At 63.1% G+C, this 17,388-nt stretch carries 17 protein-coding genes; 8 read left to right on the top strand and 9 right to left on the bottom strand.

The window, feature by feature from the left end:
• Nucleotides 1–121: 121 nt before the first annotated feature.
• The 3 genes from ACM3N8_RS08290 to ACM3N8_RS08280 form a co-directional block, all read right to left on the bottom strand.
• A complete protein-coding gene (locus tag ACM3N8_RS08290; protein ID WP_043135758.1) occupies nucleotides 122–532 on the bottom strand; it encodes a hypothetical protein in 411 nt (136 codons plus the stop codon).
• 284 nt (nucleotides 533–816) lie between these two features.
• Nucleotides 817–2,547 carry a single-stranded-DNA-specific exonuclease RecJ gene (gene recJ, locus ACM3N8_RS08285; protein WP_416015969.1) on the bottom strand — a complete coding sequence of 577 codons (1,731 nt, stop codon included), beginning with the start codon at nucleotides 2,545–2,547 and terminating at the stop codon, nucleotides 817–819.
• On the bottom strand, nucleotides 2,513–3,229 hold the full coding sequence (locus ACM3N8_RS08280; protein WP_043555080.1) for a disulfide isomerase DsbC N-terminal domain-containing protein: 717 nt from the start codon (nucleotides 3,227–3,229) through the stop codon (nucleotides 2,513–2,515). Before ACM3N8_RS08280 ends, recJ begins: the two co-directional genes overlap by 35 nt.
• 260 nt (nucleotides 3,230–3,489) lie before the next feature.
• Here ACM3N8_RS08280 and mscL point away from each other — a divergent pair, with 260 nt between their 5' ends.
• On the top strand, nucleotides 3,490–3,897 hold the full coding sequence (gene mscL / locus ACM3N8_RS08275) for a large-conductance mechanosensitive channel protein MscL (protein ID WP_005317444.1): 408 nt from the start codon (nucleotides 3,490–3,492) through the stop codon (nucleotides 3,895–3,897).
• 66 nt (nucleotides 3,898–3,963) lie between these two features.
• On the opposite strand, the gene xerD is transcribed toward mscL, so the two are convergent.
• Nucleotides 3,964–4,875: a site-specific tyrosine recombinase XerD gene (xerD, locus tag ACM3N8_RS08270; RefSeq protein ID WP_043555079.1), complete on the bottom strand. Its 912-nt coding sequence runs from the start codon at nucleotides 4,873–4,875 to the stop codon at nucleotides 3,964–3,966.
• Between the two features lie 207 nt (nucleotides 4,876–5,082).
• On the opposite strand from xerD, the gene fldB reads away from it, so the two are divergent.
• The 6 genes from fldB (at nucleotide 5,083) to ACM3N8_RS08240 (ending at nucleotide 9,949) form a co-directional block, all read left to right on the top strand.
• Nucleotides 5,083–5,601 (top strand): flavodoxin FldB, encoded by a 519-nt coding sequence (gene fldB, locus ACM3N8_RS08265; RefSeq protein WP_042867526.1) that lies wholly within the window; start codon nucleotides 5,083–5,085, stop codon nucleotides 5,599–5,601.
• Nucleotides 5,602–5,615: 14 nt separating this feature from the next.
• On the top strand, nucleotides 5,616–5,774 hold the full coding sequence (locus tag ACM3N8_RS08260) for a hypothetical protein (protein ID WP_416015966.1): 159 nt from the start codon (nucleotides 5,616–5,618) through the stop codon (nucleotides 5,772–5,774).
• A 189-nt stretch (nucleotides 5,775–5,963) separates the two neighbouring features.
• A complete protein-coding gene (locus ACM3N8_RS08255; RefSeq protein WP_416015964.1) occupies nucleotides 5,964–7,364 on the top strand; it encodes a TldD/PmbA family protein in 1,401 nt (466 codons plus the stop codon).
• A complete protein-coding gene (locus ACM3N8_RS08250; protein WP_416015962.1) occupies nucleotides 7,364–8,704 on the top strand; it encodes a TldD/PmbA family protein in 1,341 nt (446 codons plus the stop codon). Before ACM3N8_RS08255 ends, ACM3N8_RS08250 begins: the two co-directional genes overlap by 1 nt.
• A 322-nt stretch (nucleotides 8,705–9,026) precedes the next feature.
• Nucleotides 9,027–9,419 carry a VOC family protein gene (locus ACM3N8_RS08245; protein WP_043555073.1) on the top strand — a complete coding sequence of 131 codons (393 nt, stop codon included), beginning with the start codon at nucleotides 9,027–9,029 and terminating at the stop codon, nucleotides 9,417–9,419.
• Between the two features lie 230 nt (nucleotides 9,420–9,649).
• A complete protein-coding gene (locus tag ACM3N8_RS08240; protein WP_416015960.1) occupies nucleotides 9,650–9,949 on the top strand; it encodes a type 1 fimbrial protein in 300 nt (99 codons plus the stop codon).
• A gap of 72 nt (nucleotides 9,950–10,021) precedes the next feature.
• Here the strand turns inward: ACM3N8_RS08240 and ACM3N8_RS08235 are convergent, their stop codons facing one another.
• The 5 genes from ACM3N8_RS08235 to ACM3N8_RS08215 all read right to left on the bottom strand — a co-directional run bounded on the left by ACM3N8_RS08235 (nucleotide 10,022) and on the right by ACM3N8_RS08215 (nucleotide 15,754).
• Nucleotides 10,022–10,948 carry a L,D-transpeptidase family protein gene (locus ACM3N8_RS08235; RefSeq protein WP_043135772.1) on the bottom strand — a complete coding sequence of 309 codons (927 nt, stop codon included), beginning with the start codon at nucleotides 10,946–10,948 and terminating at the stop codon, nucleotides 10,022–10,024.
• A gap of 269 nt (nucleotides 10,949–11,217) precedes the next feature.
• Nucleotides 11,218–12,501, bottom strand: a complete 1,284-nt coding sequence (locus ACM3N8_RS08230) for a glycosyltransferase (protein ID WP_416015958.1) — start codon at nucleotides 12,499–12,501, stop codon at nucleotides 11,218–11,220.
• Nucleotides 12,501–13,376 (bottom strand): TauD/TfdA dioxygenase family protein, encoded by an 876-nt coding sequence (locus ACM3N8_RS08225; RefSeq protein WP_416015956.1) that lies wholly within the window; start codon nucleotides 13,374–13,376, stop codon nucleotides 12,501–12,503. Before ACM3N8_RS08225 ends, ACM3N8_RS08230 begins: the two co-directional genes overlap by 1 nt.
• A 10-nt stretch (nucleotides 13,377–13,386) precedes the next feature.
• A complete protein-coding gene (locus tag ACM3N8_RS08220; protein WP_241278555.1) occupies nucleotides 13,387–14,361 on the bottom strand; it encodes an L-tyrosine/L-tryptophan isonitrile synthase family protein in 975 nt (324 codons plus the stop codon).
• A 544-nt stretch (nucleotides 14,362–14,905) separates the two neighbouring features.
• Complete coding sequence (locus tag ACM3N8_RS08215) at nucleotides 14,906–15,754, bottom strand: patatin-like phospholipase family protein (protein ID WP_416015955.1); 849 nt, start codon at nucleotides 15,752–15,754, stop codon at nucleotides 14,906–14,908.
• Nucleotides 15,755–15,895: 141 nt separating this feature from the next.
• On the opposite strand from ACM3N8_RS08215, the gene ACM3N8_RS08210 reads away from it, so the two are divergent.
• Entirely contained in the window at nucleotides 15,896–17,260 is a 1,365-nt protein-coding gene (locus tag ACM3N8_RS08210) for an endonuclease/exonuclease/phosphatase family protein (RefSeq protein WP_416015953.1), read from the top strand.
• The last annotated feature ends 128 nt before the right edge of the window (nucleotides 17,261–17,388 follow it).

Below are 17,388 nucleotides of genomic sequence, written 5' to 3'. Positions count from 1 at the left end.
CGGCTCCCGCACGGCGGGTGGGATAGCAGGGGCAACAAGGCGCGGCAACCGATCGCAGGCGTCAGCCGGCAGAGGGGTCAAACAGTCAGTCGACGGGGAAACGCCGGGATCCGGTGCGCGCTCAGCAGCAAGCCGGACGCGAGTGGCCGTGGCAGAAGCGAAATTGCAGGTGATGGCAGACCAGCAGGCGTTTGTGCAGGTAACCGAAGTAATCGGACAGCTGCCTGAGGTAGATGAGGGGCAGGAAGAACAGCAGGCCACAGAGCAGACCGAGGATCTCGTGCTGGAACCAGGCCAGCAGCATCTGATAAAGCTCGGGGTGGCCGGCGCTCTCCAGCCGCCGCCCCTGCTCGAAGCTGAGCCGCCACTGGCCGCCCGGCGGCAGGCTGACGCTGTTGACAAACCCGGGATCGGACGGCTCGTGCAACTGCATCGCGGCGCCCTGGCCGACCGAGGCCTGACGAACGGCTGCACCGACCTCTGCCGCGGCAAAGGCGGCAAGCCACAGCAGACTGGCGATGGCGAGAGCCATCGCCCAGGTCGAGAGTCGGCCAGAGGGTGACAAGCGGGCGGTCCCTTCTTGAAAAGAGGATTCAGCGAGGCCGAATATATCACAATCCATCTTTTTATTGAATTTGAAACCCTGCAAATCAGCCTGGATTGATACTAAAAACCCTCGTTATCAATAAAGCCGGCAATTTAAAACCAGCATGAGCGAAGGGAACATTCACTATGTGCCCCGAAGTGCAACCGCCCACAACAACACGGCCACCCCGAGGGATGGCCGTGACAAGACAGCTGACAAGCGACCAACGGCTAGAGACCGGCCGCCTCCAGATGCTCCACCAGCAGCTGCACGCTGCGGTTGCCGCGCCACTCGTTGACATCGAGCCGATAGACCAGCCGCACCCGCTTCACCGAGGCGTCCGGCCAGCGCTTGAGATCGACCCCGAAGGCGATGGCATCCACCGCATGACCGGACTCCGTGGTCAGCATCATCTTGAGGTGCTTCTCCCCCACCAGCCGCTGCTGCACCAGCACGAATTCGCCGTCAAACAGCGGCTCGGGGAAGGCCTGGCCCCAGGGGCCGGAGGCGCGAATAAGTTCAGCCAGCTCAAGACTCAGTTCATCGGGCAGCAATTCGCCGTCGGTGAGCAGCACCCCGGTCAGCAGTTCGGGCGTCACCAGCTCGCTTATCACAGTCTCAAACGCCCGGCCAAAGGCCTCGACATTGGCCTTGGGCAGGGTCAGTCCGGCCGCCATGGCATGACCGCCAAACTTGCCCATCAGGCCCGGATGGCGGGTATCGAGCAGCTCGAGGGCATCGCGCAGGTGCACGCCGGGGATGGAGCGACCCGAGCCCTTGAGCTCGGTGTCGCTGCTCTCGGCGAAGGCGATCACCGGTCTGTAGTACTTCTCCTTCACCTTGGAGGCCACCAGCCCCACCACCCCCTGATGCCACTCGTCTCTGTGCAGCACTATGCCGGACGGCACCTCGCCGTCCCGGAAACGGATCTGCTCCAGAGTGGCGAGCGCCTCCTGCTGCATCCCCTGCTCTATCTCCTTGCGCTCCTGGTTCAGGCTGTCCATTTCGGAAGCGAGCTGGCGCGCCAGATTGAGATCGTCGCTCAGCAGACAGGCGACTCCGAGGGACATGTCATCGAGCCGGCCCACGGCGTTGAGACGCGGCCCCAGCGCGAAGCCGAGATCGGCGGCAGTGAGGCGGCGGCCATCCCGGCCCGACACGTCCACCAGCGCCTGGATGCCGGGACGGCAGCGACCGGCCCGGATCCGCTGCAGCCCTTGGTGCACCAGGATGCGGTTGTTGCCATCCAGCGCCACCACGTCGGCGACCGTGCCAAGCGCCACCAGATCCAGATAATCCGCCACATTGGGGGCGCGAATGCCCTGGCGCTCGTACCAGCCCAGCTGACGCAGGTGGGTGTTGAGGGCCGCCATCAGATAGAAGGCCACCCCCACCCCGGCCAGGGACTTGGAGGGGAAGTCGCAGCCGTGCTGGTTGGGGTTCACTATCGCATCGGCAGCCGGCAGCTCCTGGCCCGGCAGGTGATGATCGGTGACCAGAACCTGCATGCCAGCCGCCTTGGCCGCCGCCACCCCGGCGATGCTGGAGATGCCGTTGTCTACCGTGATGAGGAATTCGGCGCCGCGCGCCACCGCCAGCTCGACTATCTCCGGGGTGAGGCCGTAACCGAACTCGAAGCGGTTGGGCACCAGAAAGTCGATGTGCTTGCCGCCCATGGCCCGCAGCGCCAGCACGCACAGGGCCGAGCTGGTGGCGCCGTCGCAGTCGAAGTCGCCGACGATCAGGATGCGCTGCTGGGCGGTGAGCGCCGCCGCCAGCAGCGGTACCGCCTGCTCCATGCCGAACAGGCGCTGGGGTGGCAGCAGCGAGCTGGCACTGCGCTCCAGCAGGACGGGATCCTCTACGCCACGGCTGGCGAAGACTTGACGAAGCAGTGGATGCAGGGTGGCGGGCAGATGGGAATCATCAACTCGCGGACGACGACGGATTTGCAGGGGCATTGATGTGATCCAGTATCTTGAGCAGTTGTTCAGGGCTCTGATAACCCCGTACCAGATCCCCGTTTGGCAGGACCCAGCTCGGCAGCGCCTTGATCCCGAGCCACTGGCTCAGGCCGATATGATGGGCAAGGATCTCATTACAACCGGCCGCAGGCAAACGATCACTGAGACTGAGTTCACTGAACAGGGCGGGATCGCACCAGCGCGCCTGCGCCTCGGCCAGATCGGCGAAGGTACTCAGCGCTGGCAACAGCTGCACGCTTACCCCCTGCGCCTGCAGTATGGGCAGCTCATCGAGCGAGGTACGGCAGCTGCGGCAAGTCAGATCGGTAAAGAGTGTGATGCTGTGACGTTCGGGCACCGCCTTGAGCTGCATACGCCGTTCGCCGATCTGGGTCAGGGCCCGCTGCCGTTGTTGACGCTGGCCCAGCATGGTGAGGTTTTTCATGTCGTGGCCCAGATCCAGCATGATGCCCTGGAGCACATAGTCCCCCTTGGCATCGGCATAGAGCGGCCCCTGACTGGTGCCCAGCATGAAGAGGCCGGGCATGGGGGTCGCATCCACCAGATAGACCTGGACCCCGAGCCGCTGCTCTATACGCTGTTTCAATAATTGGGGATCCATCCCCGCGCTGGCAGCAAAGGTGCACAGCAGCATCATTCCCAGTAGTAAATGCTTCACTCTTTTACTCACTTGGCATGAACGAATGGACTCACAAGGTAACTCAGGCCATATACTGGCCTCAACCTGTTAATTACTGATTGATTAATAGCGAGGGCTGCAAAAAAATCCCTCCCTGACAGGTTGCCAATTGGGCAGAGGCCCAGCAAGCTAACCGTGACGACAGGAAACAAGACGGTCATCCCTCTGTTTTCCTGATGCTTTATTATTCAAACCTTGGTGCGGCAGCGGCCGCACTCTGCCCATTTTTGGAGGGAAACATGAGTCTGATTCAAGAGTTCAAGGCCTTTGCAGCCAGGGGCAACGTCATCGACATGGCGGTCGGTATCATCATAGGTGCCGCCTTCGGCAAGATAGTCTCCTCCTTCGTGGGTGACGTGATCATGCCGCCAATTGGTCTGATCCTGGGGGGAGTGGACTTCAGCGATCTCGCCGTGACCCTGAAGGCCGCCGAGGGTGCCACCCCGGCCGTGGTCATCGCCTACGGCAAGTTCATCCAGACCATCATAGATTTTCTGATCATCTCCTTCGCCATCTTCATGGGGCTCAAAGCCATCAACACCCTCAAGAAGAAGCAGGAAGAGGCAGCCGCTCCCGCCGGTCCCACCAAGGATCAGGAGCTGCTGAGCGAAATCCGCGATCTGCTCAAATCCCAGCAGGGAAAATAAGCGCCAACTCCTGTCGTGTGTTTAAAAAAACCGCCCAAGGGCGGTTTTTTGTTGCGCGTCGGCGGCTCAGGCGCGGGGGTGGTGCTCCCCGTGCAGCGCCTTGAGTCGCTCGTTCGCCACATGGGTGTAGATCTGGGTGGTGGAGAGATCCGCATGACCCAGCAGCATCTGCACCACCCGCAGATCGGCGCCGTGGTTGAGCAGATGGGTGGCAAAGGCGTGACGCAGGGTGTGAGGAGAGAGCTCGCCCTGGATCCCGGCGCGCAGGGCATAGAGCTTGATGCGATGCCAGAAGGTCTGGCGGGTCATCATGCGGGCCAGCCTGGAGGGGAACACCACGTCCGAGCTGGTGCCGCCCAGCAGCAGGGTGCGGGCCTCCCGGTAGTAACGCTCGAGCCAGTGGATAGCCTCCTCCCCCATGGGCACCAGCCGCTCCTTGTTGCCCTTGCCCACCACCCGCACCAGCCCCTGGCGCAGGCTGACATGCTCGGCGGTGAGCCCCACCAGCTCGGAGACCCGCAGTCCGGTGGCGTAGAGCAGCTCCAGCATCGCCTTGTCCCGCAGTTCCAGCGGATCGTCCACCAGCGGCGCCGCCAGCAGCGCCTCCACCTCCCCTTCACTGAGATCGGAGGGGAGCTTCTTGGGCAGCTTGGGCCCCTCCAGCAGCACGGTCGGGTCATCACTGCGCAGTTTTTCGCGGTTCAGATACTGGTAAAAGCGGCGCAGGGCAGACAGAAAGCGGGCCGTGCTGCTGGCGGCGAACTGGTGATCCACCCGCCAGGCGAGGTAGTGCTGGATCTCGTCCATCCCGGCCAGCAGCAAAGAGCTGCCCTGCTCATCGAGCCAGAGGGCAAATTTTTCCAGATCGCTGCGATAGGAGCTGACAGTGTTGTCAGACAGACCCCGCTCCAGCCAGAGGGCGTCGAGGAAGGGTTCGATCAGGGGATGATTGTGCACGGCAGGCGCTGGCTTGGTCATGGTACTGGGTCTTGGGCAAACGGTGGCCCATTGTAGCGCGCCCGGCGCCCGGCGACAGCGGGATCTGATGAGGCCTGCACCACGCTTGCCCCGTGAAGGGTGCCGGGCAATCTGTTAAACTGGCGCCCCTCCCTGCTGCCTCCGCGCGCGCCAGCCCCACGCGCCGCCAGGATAAAGAGCTATCTGTTTTACGGTAAGGACAGTGCGATGAAGATAGGTTTGTTTTACGGTTCCACCACCTGTTACACCGAGATGGCCGCCGAGAAGATCCGCGCCCTCATAGGCCCGGAGCTGGTCGATCTCCACAACATCAAGGATGTGCCCCTCATCCGCATGCAGGAGTACGACATCCTGATCCTCGGCATCTCCACCTGGGACTTTGGCGAACTGCAGGAAGATTGGGAGTCCCGCTGGGAGGACATCAAGGATGTCCATCTGGAGGGACGCATCATAGCCCTGTTCGGCCTGGGCGATCAGCTGGGCTATGGCGAATGGTATCAGGATGCCCTCGGCCTGCTGCACGATCAGCTGGTGCCCAAGGGGGTCAAGCTGGTGGGTTACTGGCCCAGCGAGGGGTATGAGTTCGACGCCTCCAAGGCGCTGATCGACGATGGCCGTCACTTCGTCGGCCTGGCGCTCGATGACGCCAACCAGTACGACCAGACCGAATCCCGCATCGAACAGTGGGTCGACCAGATCCTGAGCGAGATCCACGAGCTGCTCTGATCCAGGTGGCTTGCATGCTCGATGCCCCCTTGGATGCGGATCGACGATGGCCGTCATCTTGCGTCGGTCTGGTCCTCGACGACGCCAGCCAATGGGACCAGAACGACCAGACCGAATCCCGCATCGAACAGTGGGTCGACCAGATCCTGAGCGAGATCCACGAGCTGCTCTAACCTCTCCTGCCGGCGGCCTGGATCTGGGCCGTCGGGCGCACGAATCGCACCGATTTTCTCAATCGGTATCATCGCATGACGCTATAGCGACTTTTTTGTGCTGGTCTGCAACAATGCAATCGACACCCCATAACACAATCAGAACGGGTGTCGGAAGCAAACAGGAAACAGACCAGAAAAGGATATTCTATGACCTCATTTTCCCTGTTGGCCCCCGCCATTGCCCGCGACGTACTCGATCACGCGCTGGCGCTCGGTGCCGACTTCGCCGAGCTGTTTGTGGAGCGCAAGCGCCGCAGCCAGCTCAGCCTGCTCTCCAGCCAGATCGAAAATATCAGCGGCGGCCTCGATTTCGGCATAGGCGTGCGCCTGTGCTACGGCCACAAGGTGCTCTACGGCTACACCAACCTGGCCGATCGCAACGAGCTGCTGCGCATCGTCACCCTGCTGGCGGCCAAGGACAGACGCGACCCAGTGGTGACCGCCACCGCCTTCGACTTCAGCCGTTTCACGGACCGCAACCCGGTCACCCTGCCGCTCGGTGCCGACAAGCTGCTGGAGCAGAAGATTGCCTATCTGCACGCCATGGATGCCGCGGCCCGCGCCGAGAGCGCCAAGGTAAGCCAGTTCTCGGGCAATGCCCTGGGCTGGGAGCAGGAGGTGGAGATCTTCAACAGCGAAGGGCTGCAAGTGGCCGATCGTCGCCACTACAACCGCATCATGGCCCAGACCATAGCCATGGAAGGGAGCGAGCAGAGCGTGGGCTACGAGGCCCCCGGCGCCATGATGGGCTGGGAACACGCGGCCCTCATAGACCCGCGCGAGCTGGCCCTCACCGCCACCCGTCAGGCGCTGGTGAAACTCGGCGCAGCCCCCTGCCCGAGCGGCACCCTGCCGGTCATCATGGAGAGCGGCTTTGGCGGCGTCATCTTCCACGAGGCGTGCGGCCACCTGCTGGAGACCACCTCGGTAGCCAAGAAGGCCTCGGTGTTTCACGACAAGATGGGCCAGCTCATCGCCAACCCCGTGGTCAACGCGGTGGACGAAGGCTTGCAGGGCAACGCCTGGGGCTCCATCAACGTCGATGACGAGGGCATGGCGACCCAGCACACCCAGCTCATCAAGGATGGCGTGCTGACCGGCTTCCTGGTTGATCGCATGGGGGCGCTTAGAACCGGCTACGCCCGCACCGGCTCGGGAAGACGCGAATCCTATCGCTTCGCCCCGGCGTCGCGCATGCGCAACACCTATATCGAGGCGGGTAGCCACAGCCTGGACGAGATGCTGGCGACGGTGGAACACGGCATCTATGCCAAGCGGATGGGCGGCGGATCTGTGCAGCCGGGCACAGGCGAATTCAACTTCAACGTGCAGGAGGCCTACCTCATCGAGGGGGGCAAGATCACCCGGCCGCTCAAGTCGGCCACCCTGATCGGCACAGGGCCCCAGGTGCTCAAAGAGATCTCCATGGTGGGCCGCGATCTCGCCATCGCTGCCGGCATGTGCGGCTCTGTCTCAGGCTCGATCCCGGCGTCCGTCGGCCAGCCACCACTCAAGGTCGACAATATTCTGGTCGGAGGGAACGCCTGATGAGCCAACTCGATATGAATACTCTGCTCACCCGCCTGCTGGACAAGGTCGCCGATATCAATGCCGAGGCGGACATCATAGCCAATCGGGACAAGGCTTTCTCCCTCAAGGCCGACAAGGGCGAGCTGGGTGAATACAAGGTCACCAGCAGCCAGCAGATCGGCATCCGCCTCATCAAGGATGGCCGGGTCGGCATCGCCTACTCGGAATCCCTGGATGAGCCGGCGCTGGATGCCATGCTGCAGGATGCGCTCGATGCCAGCCGCTTCGCCAAGCTGGATGCGGATCAGCGCATCTCGGTGGCCAACAGCCGGATCACCACAGACTGCGCCGAGATAAACCAGCCAGACACCACGGCGGCGGAGGAGAAAATCGCCCTGGCCCTGCGCCTCGAGGCGGACATGCTGGCCCTGCCGGACGTGACCGGCGCCCCTTACAACAGCTTCTTCGAAGGGGAGAGCCAGCTCTGGCTCGCCAACAGCCTGGGCAGCCTCTGCCAGCACAGTGAATTCAGCGTCGGCTGCTACACCTCGGCGCTGATCGAGCGGGCTGGCCGCCAGTCCATGCATTCCCAGGGGCAGTATGGCCGTCGCTTCGACGAACTCGACAGCCAGGCCCTCATAGCGCAGATCCATGCCGTGGCCGACGGCCTGCTGCCGGGGGAAGCCGTGCCGAGTGGTCACTACAGCGCTATTTTCAGCACCAACTGCTTCGCCAGCCTGTTTGGCTGCTTTCAGGCGGCGCTGTCGGGCAAGTGGGCCCAGCAGGGGATCAACCCCTGGCGCAGCAAGCTTGGGCAGTCTGTGGCCTCCCGCTGGCTCACCCTGGAGAGCCGGGCCTATATGCCGGGCGGCATGAACATCAAGGCGTTTGACGGTGAAGGGGCCCCCACCTCGGATCTGCTGCTGATTGGCGAGGGCGAGCTCAAGACGCTGCTGCACAACAGCGCCACCGCTCACCACTTCGGCCTGGCCAGCAACGGTTCGGCAGCGCGCAGCGCCCGCGGCGCGCTGGATGTGACGGCGCGCCACCTGGTGTTTGGCACAGGCCCCCACAGCGAGGCCGAGGTCAAAACCGGCGAGTATCTGGAACTGGTCAAGCTGGACGGTCTGCACTCCGGTGCCGATGCGGTGAGCGGCGACTTCTCGTTCGGGGCGTCGGGCTTCCTGTGCCGGGACGGCGTTCGCATCCAGCCGGTGCGCGGCATTACGGTGGCGGGCAACTTCTACCGCCTGCTGGGCGAGCTGGAGGCGGTCGGCGATCGGCTTCACCACGACGATGGCAAGGGCTTCTATGCGCCCCTCATCCGCTTTGGCGGGCTGAACATCGCAGGCAAGTAACAGCCAATGAATGAGAAGGAGGACCAGGCTCCTCCATCCATCCGCTTTGGCGGGCTGAACATCGCAAGCAAGTAACAACCTATGGATGACAAGGAGTACCAGGCTCCTTCCATCCGCTTTGCCGGGCTGAACATCGCAGGCAAGTAACTGTATATCGAGGGGAAAAGACTTCACTTCCCCACCCAAAAACGGCGCCATCAGGCGCCGTTTTTTTGCCTCTGGCGCCCCTCAAAGGCCACTCCTACCCTCTAAGAACCTCTCTACGATCTGTCGCGAGAGGCCGTCAGCAAGGAAAAGAGCCGCCGGTCGCATCGGCCGGAACATGCTGGAGATCACCAAGATGGACAATACCCTGGTCTGGGCCGACATTCCGACACGGGATCTGGATCGCGCCATGGCCTTCTACTCGGCCCTGCTCGACGTGCCGGTCACGCCGATACAGGAGGAGATACGCTTCGCCATGCTGCGCCACGATGGCAACAACGCGGCGGCCTGCCTCGGCCCCATGGATAAATACCACCAGCCGGGCGGCACTGGTCCTCTCATCTATCTCTCCCTCGGAGACAGGCTGCAAGCGGCGCAAGAGATGGTCCCAAGGCTCGGCGGACGCGTGCTCGAACCCTTGCACAGCATCGGCAGCGGCCATGGATCCCGGGTCATCATAGAAGACACCGAAGGCAACTGGCTTGCCCTCTACGCCCCTCCCACCCCCTGAGCAAGATAAGCGCCGCGTCTGGATGCACGCGGCCTTGTCACCCGCAGCCGGCGGCCATAGCAAGGGCAACCTCTGGGTTGCCCTGTTTTTTTCAGTCAACCCGCCAGCGCCGGGCGACATGGCAAGCGGTCAAATAACGCTCAGCTCCCTTCTGATCAGGTCGATAGTGACAGTGCAAGGCAATGAAAAAGTGGTTTCCTACCAACGTGCAAGACAATCAGGAGGTCTGCATGAAGACAATCGCAGTGGCGCTCACCCTCGCCACCATCTCCACGGCACAGGCGGTGCCGGCAACCAGTACGGGACGCATCAGCTTCAGCGGAGCCATAGTGGAAGATGCCTGCCGTATCAAGCAGCAACAGGATCAGATGCAGGTCACCTGCCTCTCGGGCCCAGCGCAAACCACAGAGACACTCAATCTGCAGCAGTTGGCGAAGCAGTCGCCACTGCGTCTCGCCAGCAGCCAGGTTTCCTGTCGATGGATTGACCCGCGCCATACCATGGCGGTGATCACCATCAGCCACGAATAGTTCTCACCAAGGCCAGAAACAACAACGGCGACCACAAGGTCGCCGTTGTTCATTACCGGGTCTCCCGGGCCATCAGGCCTGCGGGTTGAGACGGGTCGGCATGCCGGTACGCTGTTCCAGCACCTGCTTGACCACATTGGAGTCGCTGTCCATGTGGGCGATGAAGCGGGTGATGGCCGGGGTCATGGGCAGCGGCACGGACGTGGTGGAGTTGAACTCCTCCTCGTTGCGCGACAGCGGCTCATGGACTTCCATGTAGCGACCGCCATCCGGCTCGACCGTGGACTTGACCGGCTGGTTGACGAACTGGACACGGGTACCGACCGGCACCTTGTCGAACAGGTACTTGATGTCGTCGGCACGCAGACGCACGCAACCGCTGCTCACCCGCAGACCTATGCCGAAGGTGGCGTTGGTGCCGTGGATGGCATACAGGTTGCCGATGTAGAGGGCGTGCAGACCCATGGGGTTGTCCGGACCGGCCGGCCAGACCGCAGGCAGTGTCTTGCCCTGGGCGGCGTAGCGGCGACGGATGTTCTCGGTCGGGGTCCAGGTCGGGTTGGCGCGCTTGCGCTCCACCTTGGTGATCCAGTTTTCCGGGGTATTCACACCCAGCTGGCCTATGCCGATGGGCAGCACTTCCACCACGTTCTTGCCTTTGGGGTAGTAGTAGAGGCGCATCTCGGCCACGTTGATGACGATCCCTTCACGGGGCGCATTCGGCAGGATCAGCTGATGGGGGATGACCAGCTTGCTGCCCGGTGTCGGCAGATAGGGGTCGACGCCCGGGTTGGCTTCCATGATGTTGGTCAGGCCCAACTGGAAGTCGGAGGCGATCTGCTCCAGCGGACGGTTGTCCGCAGGCACCACGTATTCCTGGTTCTCACCGATCAGGCGGCTGTTGGCCGCGGGCAGTGTGTATTCAACGGCGGCGGCCTGATGGCTGACCAGCGTCAGAGTACATAAAAGGGCCGAAGCGGCAGTGCGAAGGGGATTCATAAAATTCCTGTGTGGTTTCCTGTACCAAGTTGGCCGGGGGCCGTGTCATCCTCGGTCTGGCCTGTGACGAGTCACCCTGCGCCCGAGGTCAATAACCGAGCGCGCATTCTTTCCTGAGTCGGCCAAAAATTCAACGTCGGGATGGCTCTTTTTGCATGAAAAAGTGCATCCATCGCCGCCGGCGCCTGCTCTTTAGCTGGCAAGCAGGCTAACAACCGCAAACTGAGCAGAAGCTGAACAAAAAGGGAGGCCAGATCGGCCTCCCTCCGTTATCGGGTGCTGGCGAGCAGGGTCGTCACCGCCCCGGCGATGGCGACCCTGGCATCCAGCCTTCCCATCTCGTCGGCCAGCAGGCGCGCCCGTGCCCGATAGCGCGGCTCGCGCACCAGCTTGCGCACCGCGGCGGTTACGGCCTCTGCCGTCGGCTCGTTGCTGTGCAGATTGATGCCAACGCCACTCCACGCCACCCGGGTGGCAACCTCGGCCTTGTCCTCCCCCGTGCCCGCCACCACCAGCGGCACCCCGTGGGCCAGTGCGGCCTGCACAGAACCATAGCCGCCGTTGGTCACCAGCACGGCGGCGCGGGGCAGCGCCAGCTCGAACGGCACATGCTCGGTGACGATGGCATTGGCGGGGATGGATGGACCCAGCAGCGCCGGATCCCGCCCGCCCGTGGTCAGCAGCAGTTGCAGCTCGTCACCCGCCAGCCCTTGCATGGCCGGGATCAGCAGTTGTCCCAGATCCACGTTGGCCAGGGTGCCCTGGCTGACGATGACCAGTGGCCGTTCATCCAGTTGCTCCCACCAGGGCGGCGGCACCAGCTCAATCCGGGGTGGCAGCAGGGGGCCGATATAACGGATCACCCCCTCAAGCTCCGGCCGCTCGTATTCAAAGCCGGCACAGGAGAGTTGCAGGAAGGCATCCGGCGCCGTCACCATCACATCGGTGAAGGGGGCCGCCAGCGGCGGCGCCCCCGCCTCGGCCAGCGCGACATCGAAGCACTGCTGTACCTCGGCCTGCAGTCGCCTGGTCTGTTCATCCAGCCAGGGCAGCTCGCCAAGGGAGCGGCGCAGCTCGGGGGCGATGCGCGGGCCGTAGAAGATGGCATCCGGGCTCGAGAAGGAGACGGGGTTCACCCCCAGCATCAGTATGGGAAGGCGCCGGCCGCGCGCCTGCAGCAGCAGCGGCAGCACGCCGTAAAAGCCGTTCTCCACCAGCAGCAGATCCACCCCCTCTTCCGCGATCAGCGCCCGCAAGCGGCGGTCGTGCTGCGGGATGGGCGCGGCGAAGAAACGCCTGAGCGCCAGCGCCATCTGGGTGGTGCCGCTCAGCTCGGCCCGCTCGGGGAAGTGCTGCTCCAGCGCCCGGTAGTCAAAATCCAGCTCGGGGGCGAAGGGCACAAACTCGGCGCCGCTCTGGCGGATGCGCTGCTCGAACAGGGCGCCGCACAACATCAGCACCCTGTGCCCCTCCCCCACCAGCAGGCGGGCCGCCGCCAGCATGGGGTTGACGTGGCCAGGGGTGGCGGTGGCTGCCAGCAAAATGGTCGCCATCACGCCGCCCCTTGCGGCGCCAGCGCCGGGTTGAGGCAGAGCGGGCTGGCCTGGATGTGGACCCGCTGGATGTGGCGCGCGGAGCGGGCTGTGAAGCCTTCCCGCCCGTGCAGCAGGCCTAGGTTGTCGGCGATCACCAGGTCCCCCGGCTGCCACTGGTGGGCATAGAAGTAGCGCGGATCGTAGAGTCGCTCGTGCAGATCCTGCAGGAAGGCGGCCTGCTCATCGGGCGGGATCCCCTCAATCTGCAGCGCATGCTGGTTGAGGAAGCGCACCCCCTCGCGCGGCGGCTCGTTGTAGCGCATGACGGTTTCGCCGCTCACCGGGTGAGGCACCAGCAGGGGCGAGCTCACCTCGCCACCGTAGTGCACCACCTGCTTGATGCGATAGGTGATCCGTATCCGCTCCCAGCGGGCCAGCCGCTCGCCATCGAGATCCACCAGCAGCTGGCGGGTATTGATGAAGGTGGTGCGCCCCCCCTCGTCGGCCGCCGGGGCGTGCACGCAGTGAAACAGCTGGAACTCGGGCAGGGTCGGCTTGTACATGCCATCCCAGTGCAGCGGCACATAGCTGGAGTCGAAGATGTGGTCGGTGGCGTTCTCGTGCTCCTTCACGTCCAGCACGGCGCCGAACGGCCACATCATGATCTCGCCCCACGCCTCGCCATAGCGGGTCAGCCGCTCGGGGTCGGTGAAGCCGGACTCGAATCCGCGCAGGATCAGCACGCCGTGGCGACGGGCCAGTTCACGCAGCGATTCGACCGGCAGGGCCTGTACCGCCTGCCCTTCCCGGGCCGGTTCGATCAGCAGACCGAAGGGGGCCTGGGGGTGAATGCGGCAATGCTCGCCGCCGAGGGGAATGATGGATGCTGTCATGGTGAACTCCTCAGGCGGCGGCCTGCTTGCTGTGGATCAGGTAGTGACTGGGACGGCCATGGATATGGACCAGCTCGTGCTCCAGAGCCAGCACGTCGCGCCGCTTCATCAGCACGAACTGGCCATCCAGATTGGCCGCCACCCCATGCCAGGGGGTGAGCCAGTCATCCCGGGTCGGCAGCATGTGAATGCCCATCTTCAGGCTGTGGCTCGCCTGGGGGTGGATGGAGAGGCGGATGGCCTCGGGGAAGCGCTCAGCCAGCAGGTTGCCCCAGGCGCGGCTGCGCTGGATCACGGCATGGGTGCGCGACTTGGCATCCCGCTGCAGCGCCGTGTTGGAGAGTGGCGTGTCCGGCAGCTGGCTGTCTTCATAGAGGAAGCGGGTCATGGCGCGATAGAGACGAACCCCCTCCTCCGTGGTCTTCACCTCTTCACTGATCTGCGCCAGCGGCTCGGCATAGCGCTCGACCAGCTGTTCACGCAGGGTGTCGAAGTCGCGGCTGGCGCAGAACTCGGCCATGCCCGCCACCATCCCCAGGTGGAAGACCCCGAGGTGGGTCGCCCCCAGCTCCAGGATCAGCTGCTCGATATGGGCCTGATAGGCGTCGATGGCCGGATCCGGCACCCGGATGAGGTCACCGAACACATGGCCATCCGAGCAGATGAGGATCCGCATGCCGGGCCTGTAGTGCAGCTGGATGCGCTGGCAGAGGTGATTGAGAAAGCTGAGGGAGAGGCGCTCCGCCATGTCCGGCAGGGTGCCCAGCACCTTGTTCGGGTTCGGTGACTTGGTGGGGAAGGCGGGCAAGACGCAGGTGATGGTCTCGCCCCGCTCGATGAAGGCCTGCAGCCGGGGGATCTGGATGGCGGCCACCTCCTGCTCTTCGCTGTGCCGATCCAGGATGGGATCGGGGAAGCGACGACGATAGGGCAACAACTCGGCAAATATCTCACGGGCAATTTGATGGGAAGATAAACCACTCATTATTCCGGCTCCTTTGGCAGGATTAAAATCAATAAAGATGACTCTTTATCAATGCGTCCAGTCTCTGTCGTTATTATTGACGTATCCGTTTGCTACCCAAACGAATCGAGAGGGGACAGTAGCCGAGATGAAGTCAGGCTATCAATTCGCCATTAATGTAAAGAGATTCAACCCAGCGCTAATAATCTATTTCGCATAAGCTAACTCACCCTATGTATATGAATAAAAACAGATTTAATGAATATCCAGGCGTATTAAAAAACACCAGTCAGGAAAGTTCCCCACCGGCTTTATTATTCAGTCACAATTTGACTCGTGGATTATTTAGCTCAACTTAATAGTGATATTTCTTCATGCCGGCAATGCTGACCATTTCGCTTTAAATATCGCAAACAATTATCCAGCTGCATATTAAGCGGACGAAAAAAAGCTGGCTCTGGTCATCAATACAGGGAGTGATGGGCGGGATGATTCATCCCTGACCCGCAGCGGCATCGCCATGGCTTTGCATGATGGCGGCCCCGGGCGGAGCCGCTCAGGGGACTCAAGGCTGGGCCGGGTCGGCCGCCAGATAGTCCAGGGCCGCCTGCCAGCCCATTTGGTAGCCCTGCTCCAGTCGCGCCCGGTCTGTGGTCATGCGGCCAACCCGAAAACCCGCCGGCGGCACTATGACCCGGATGCGGCAATCGGCCGGCGGCTGGCGGATGAAGTCGATGGCATCGTTGTAGCTTTGATGGCGCGAGAGGCTGGCGCGAGCCAGGGCCGGCGTCTCGCGCAGCAGGTAGCGATGCAGGGCCGGCAGACGTGGCGCCCGCTTGCGATAACCCAGCGGCCGGGAGAGCACCACTGTGATGTCGCGCGCCCCCTGTTCGTAGGCATGACGCACCGGAATGGAGTCGGCCACTCCGCCATCCGTCATGGCTTCCCCGCCGATGCGCACGAAGTCGCGATAGACCAGGGGCACAGAACAGGAGGCCTTGATCTGCTGCTCCAGCTCGGCCGCATTCCCCTTGAGGTAGGCGGCCTGGCCGTCCGCTACCCGGGTGGCCACCACGGTCAGCGGCACCGGATTGGCGGCGAAGCGGGCCAGATCGAGTCGGCACTCACGGATGGTGATCGCCCACAGCCAGTCGAGATCGAGCCAGTGGCCGCCGCGCACGAACCTGGCCAGACTGATGAACTCGGGGCGGCAGGAGTAGTCCGTGATGACGCTGTGGTTGCGCCCCCGCTGGCCGGCCAGAAAGGCCGCCAGATTGACCGCCCCCGCCGAGACCCCGATGCAGTGATCGAACGCCGTCCTGCCCTGTGCCAGAAAGGCATCCAGCACACCGGCGGCAAAAATGCCGCGCATGGCGCCCCCCTCGACCACCAGGGCCGTTTGTCGCCGACTCATCTCGCCTCCCCTCATTGCTCTGTGAATGGACTCACACTTTGGCTCATCCGGCGCCCGGCCCGGGGCCGGGATCCCTATAATGGGCACGCCTCAACGCTCGTACCAACGAGATATAACTTATTGATGCTACGGAATATTACAATGAAAAATATCAGCAAGTCCCTACTCGCCGCTGCCATTTCCCTCGGATTGATGGCAGGCTGTAACAGCCAAAACGACTCCGAGACCCCGACCCCCATGGTTCGCTTCGCAACTTTCAACCTCTCCTTTGATCGCACCGCTCCCGGCATGCTGAGCGGGGAACTGGTCCTGACCCGCGCCGAGCAGGACGCCCTGCTGGCTCGCCTCGCCGACGGCAGCCTGAGCGGTGCAGAGAAGACCAAGGCCCTGGACGTGCAGCAGATCCGCAATATCGCCGAGATAGTGCAGCGCACCCGGCCGGACGTCTTCCTGCTCAACGAGTTCGACAACGACGGCAAGGGCGCCGGCACCGCCGACCTCAAAGCCTTCAACGACAACTATCTGGCCCACGCCCAGCACGGCGAGGTGACCGCCATCAGCTACCCTGTGCTGCAAAACTTCGCCACCAACACAGGCCTGATGAGCGGCCATGACCTCAACCTGGATGGCAAGGTCAACAGCGGGCCGGACGACGCCTGGGGCTTTGGCAACTACCACGGCCAGTACGCCTTTGCGGTGATGTCCCAGTATCCCATCGATACCAAGCAGATCCGCACCTTCCAGCACTTCAAGTGGAAGGACATGCCGGGCGAGCAGAACCCCGTCATCGACGACTGCAACAATGCCAAGGCCCCGATCCCGGCCGGCCGCCAGTGTGGCGATGCCTGGTATGACGACGCCGCCTGGCAGGCCTTCCCGCTCTCGTCCAAGAACCACGCTGACGTGCCGGTGCGCATCAAGCGCGGCAACAAGGAGGAGGTGATCCACTTCCTCGTCTCCCACCCGACCCCGCCCATCTTCGGCAACGCGGCGCGCCACAACGTCAAGCACAACCGCGCCGAAGTCGCCTTCTGGCAGGACTACGTGGAGACCGCCAGCTACATGGTGGATGACGCCGGCAAGGCAGGTGGCCTGGCCGAGGGCGCCAAGTTCGTCATCGCCGGCGATCTCAACGCCGATCCCCAGATCGGTGATGGGGATCTCACCGCCATCCAGGATCTGCACAACCATGTGCTGGTCAATCAGGCGGTCACCAACGGCGCCATCATTCCGGTCAGTCAGGGCGGCCCCGAGTGCCTCGCCAGCCAGCCGGATCAGTGCAAGCGCAACAACAACCGCCCCACCCCGGAGCGCATCACCAGCAGCAGCGGCCTGCAGCTCGATCATGTGCTGCCCTCCGCCAACCTGAACGTGGTCGCCTCCGGCGTGTTCTGGCCGGCCAGCTTCGAGCCGGGCTATCACCTGGTGTACGACGCCAAGCTCGGCATCGCCAAGGGAGTCAGCTCGGATCACCGGCTGGTGTGGGTCGACTTCAAGCTCGACTAATTTGATGCTGTTATCAACAATCAGGGGGCCCGCGGGCCCCCTGATTGTTGACAGCTTTCGTGAATGGGCAGGCCAGGCGGCGACATGGGATGCCTTTGGCTCAGGCTGTCAACCAAATCTGTGCGCAA

This window comes from Aeromonas sp. A04 (assembly GCF_047780465.1).
In the GTDB taxonomy this organism is placed as follows: domain Bacteria; phylum Pseudomonadota; class Gammaproteobacteria; order Enterobacterales; family Aeromonadaceae; genus Aeromonas; species Aeromonas bestiarum.
The sequence above is the reverse complement of the archived record's forward strand: the minus strand, read 5'-3'. Positions and strand labels throughout refer to the sequence as shown.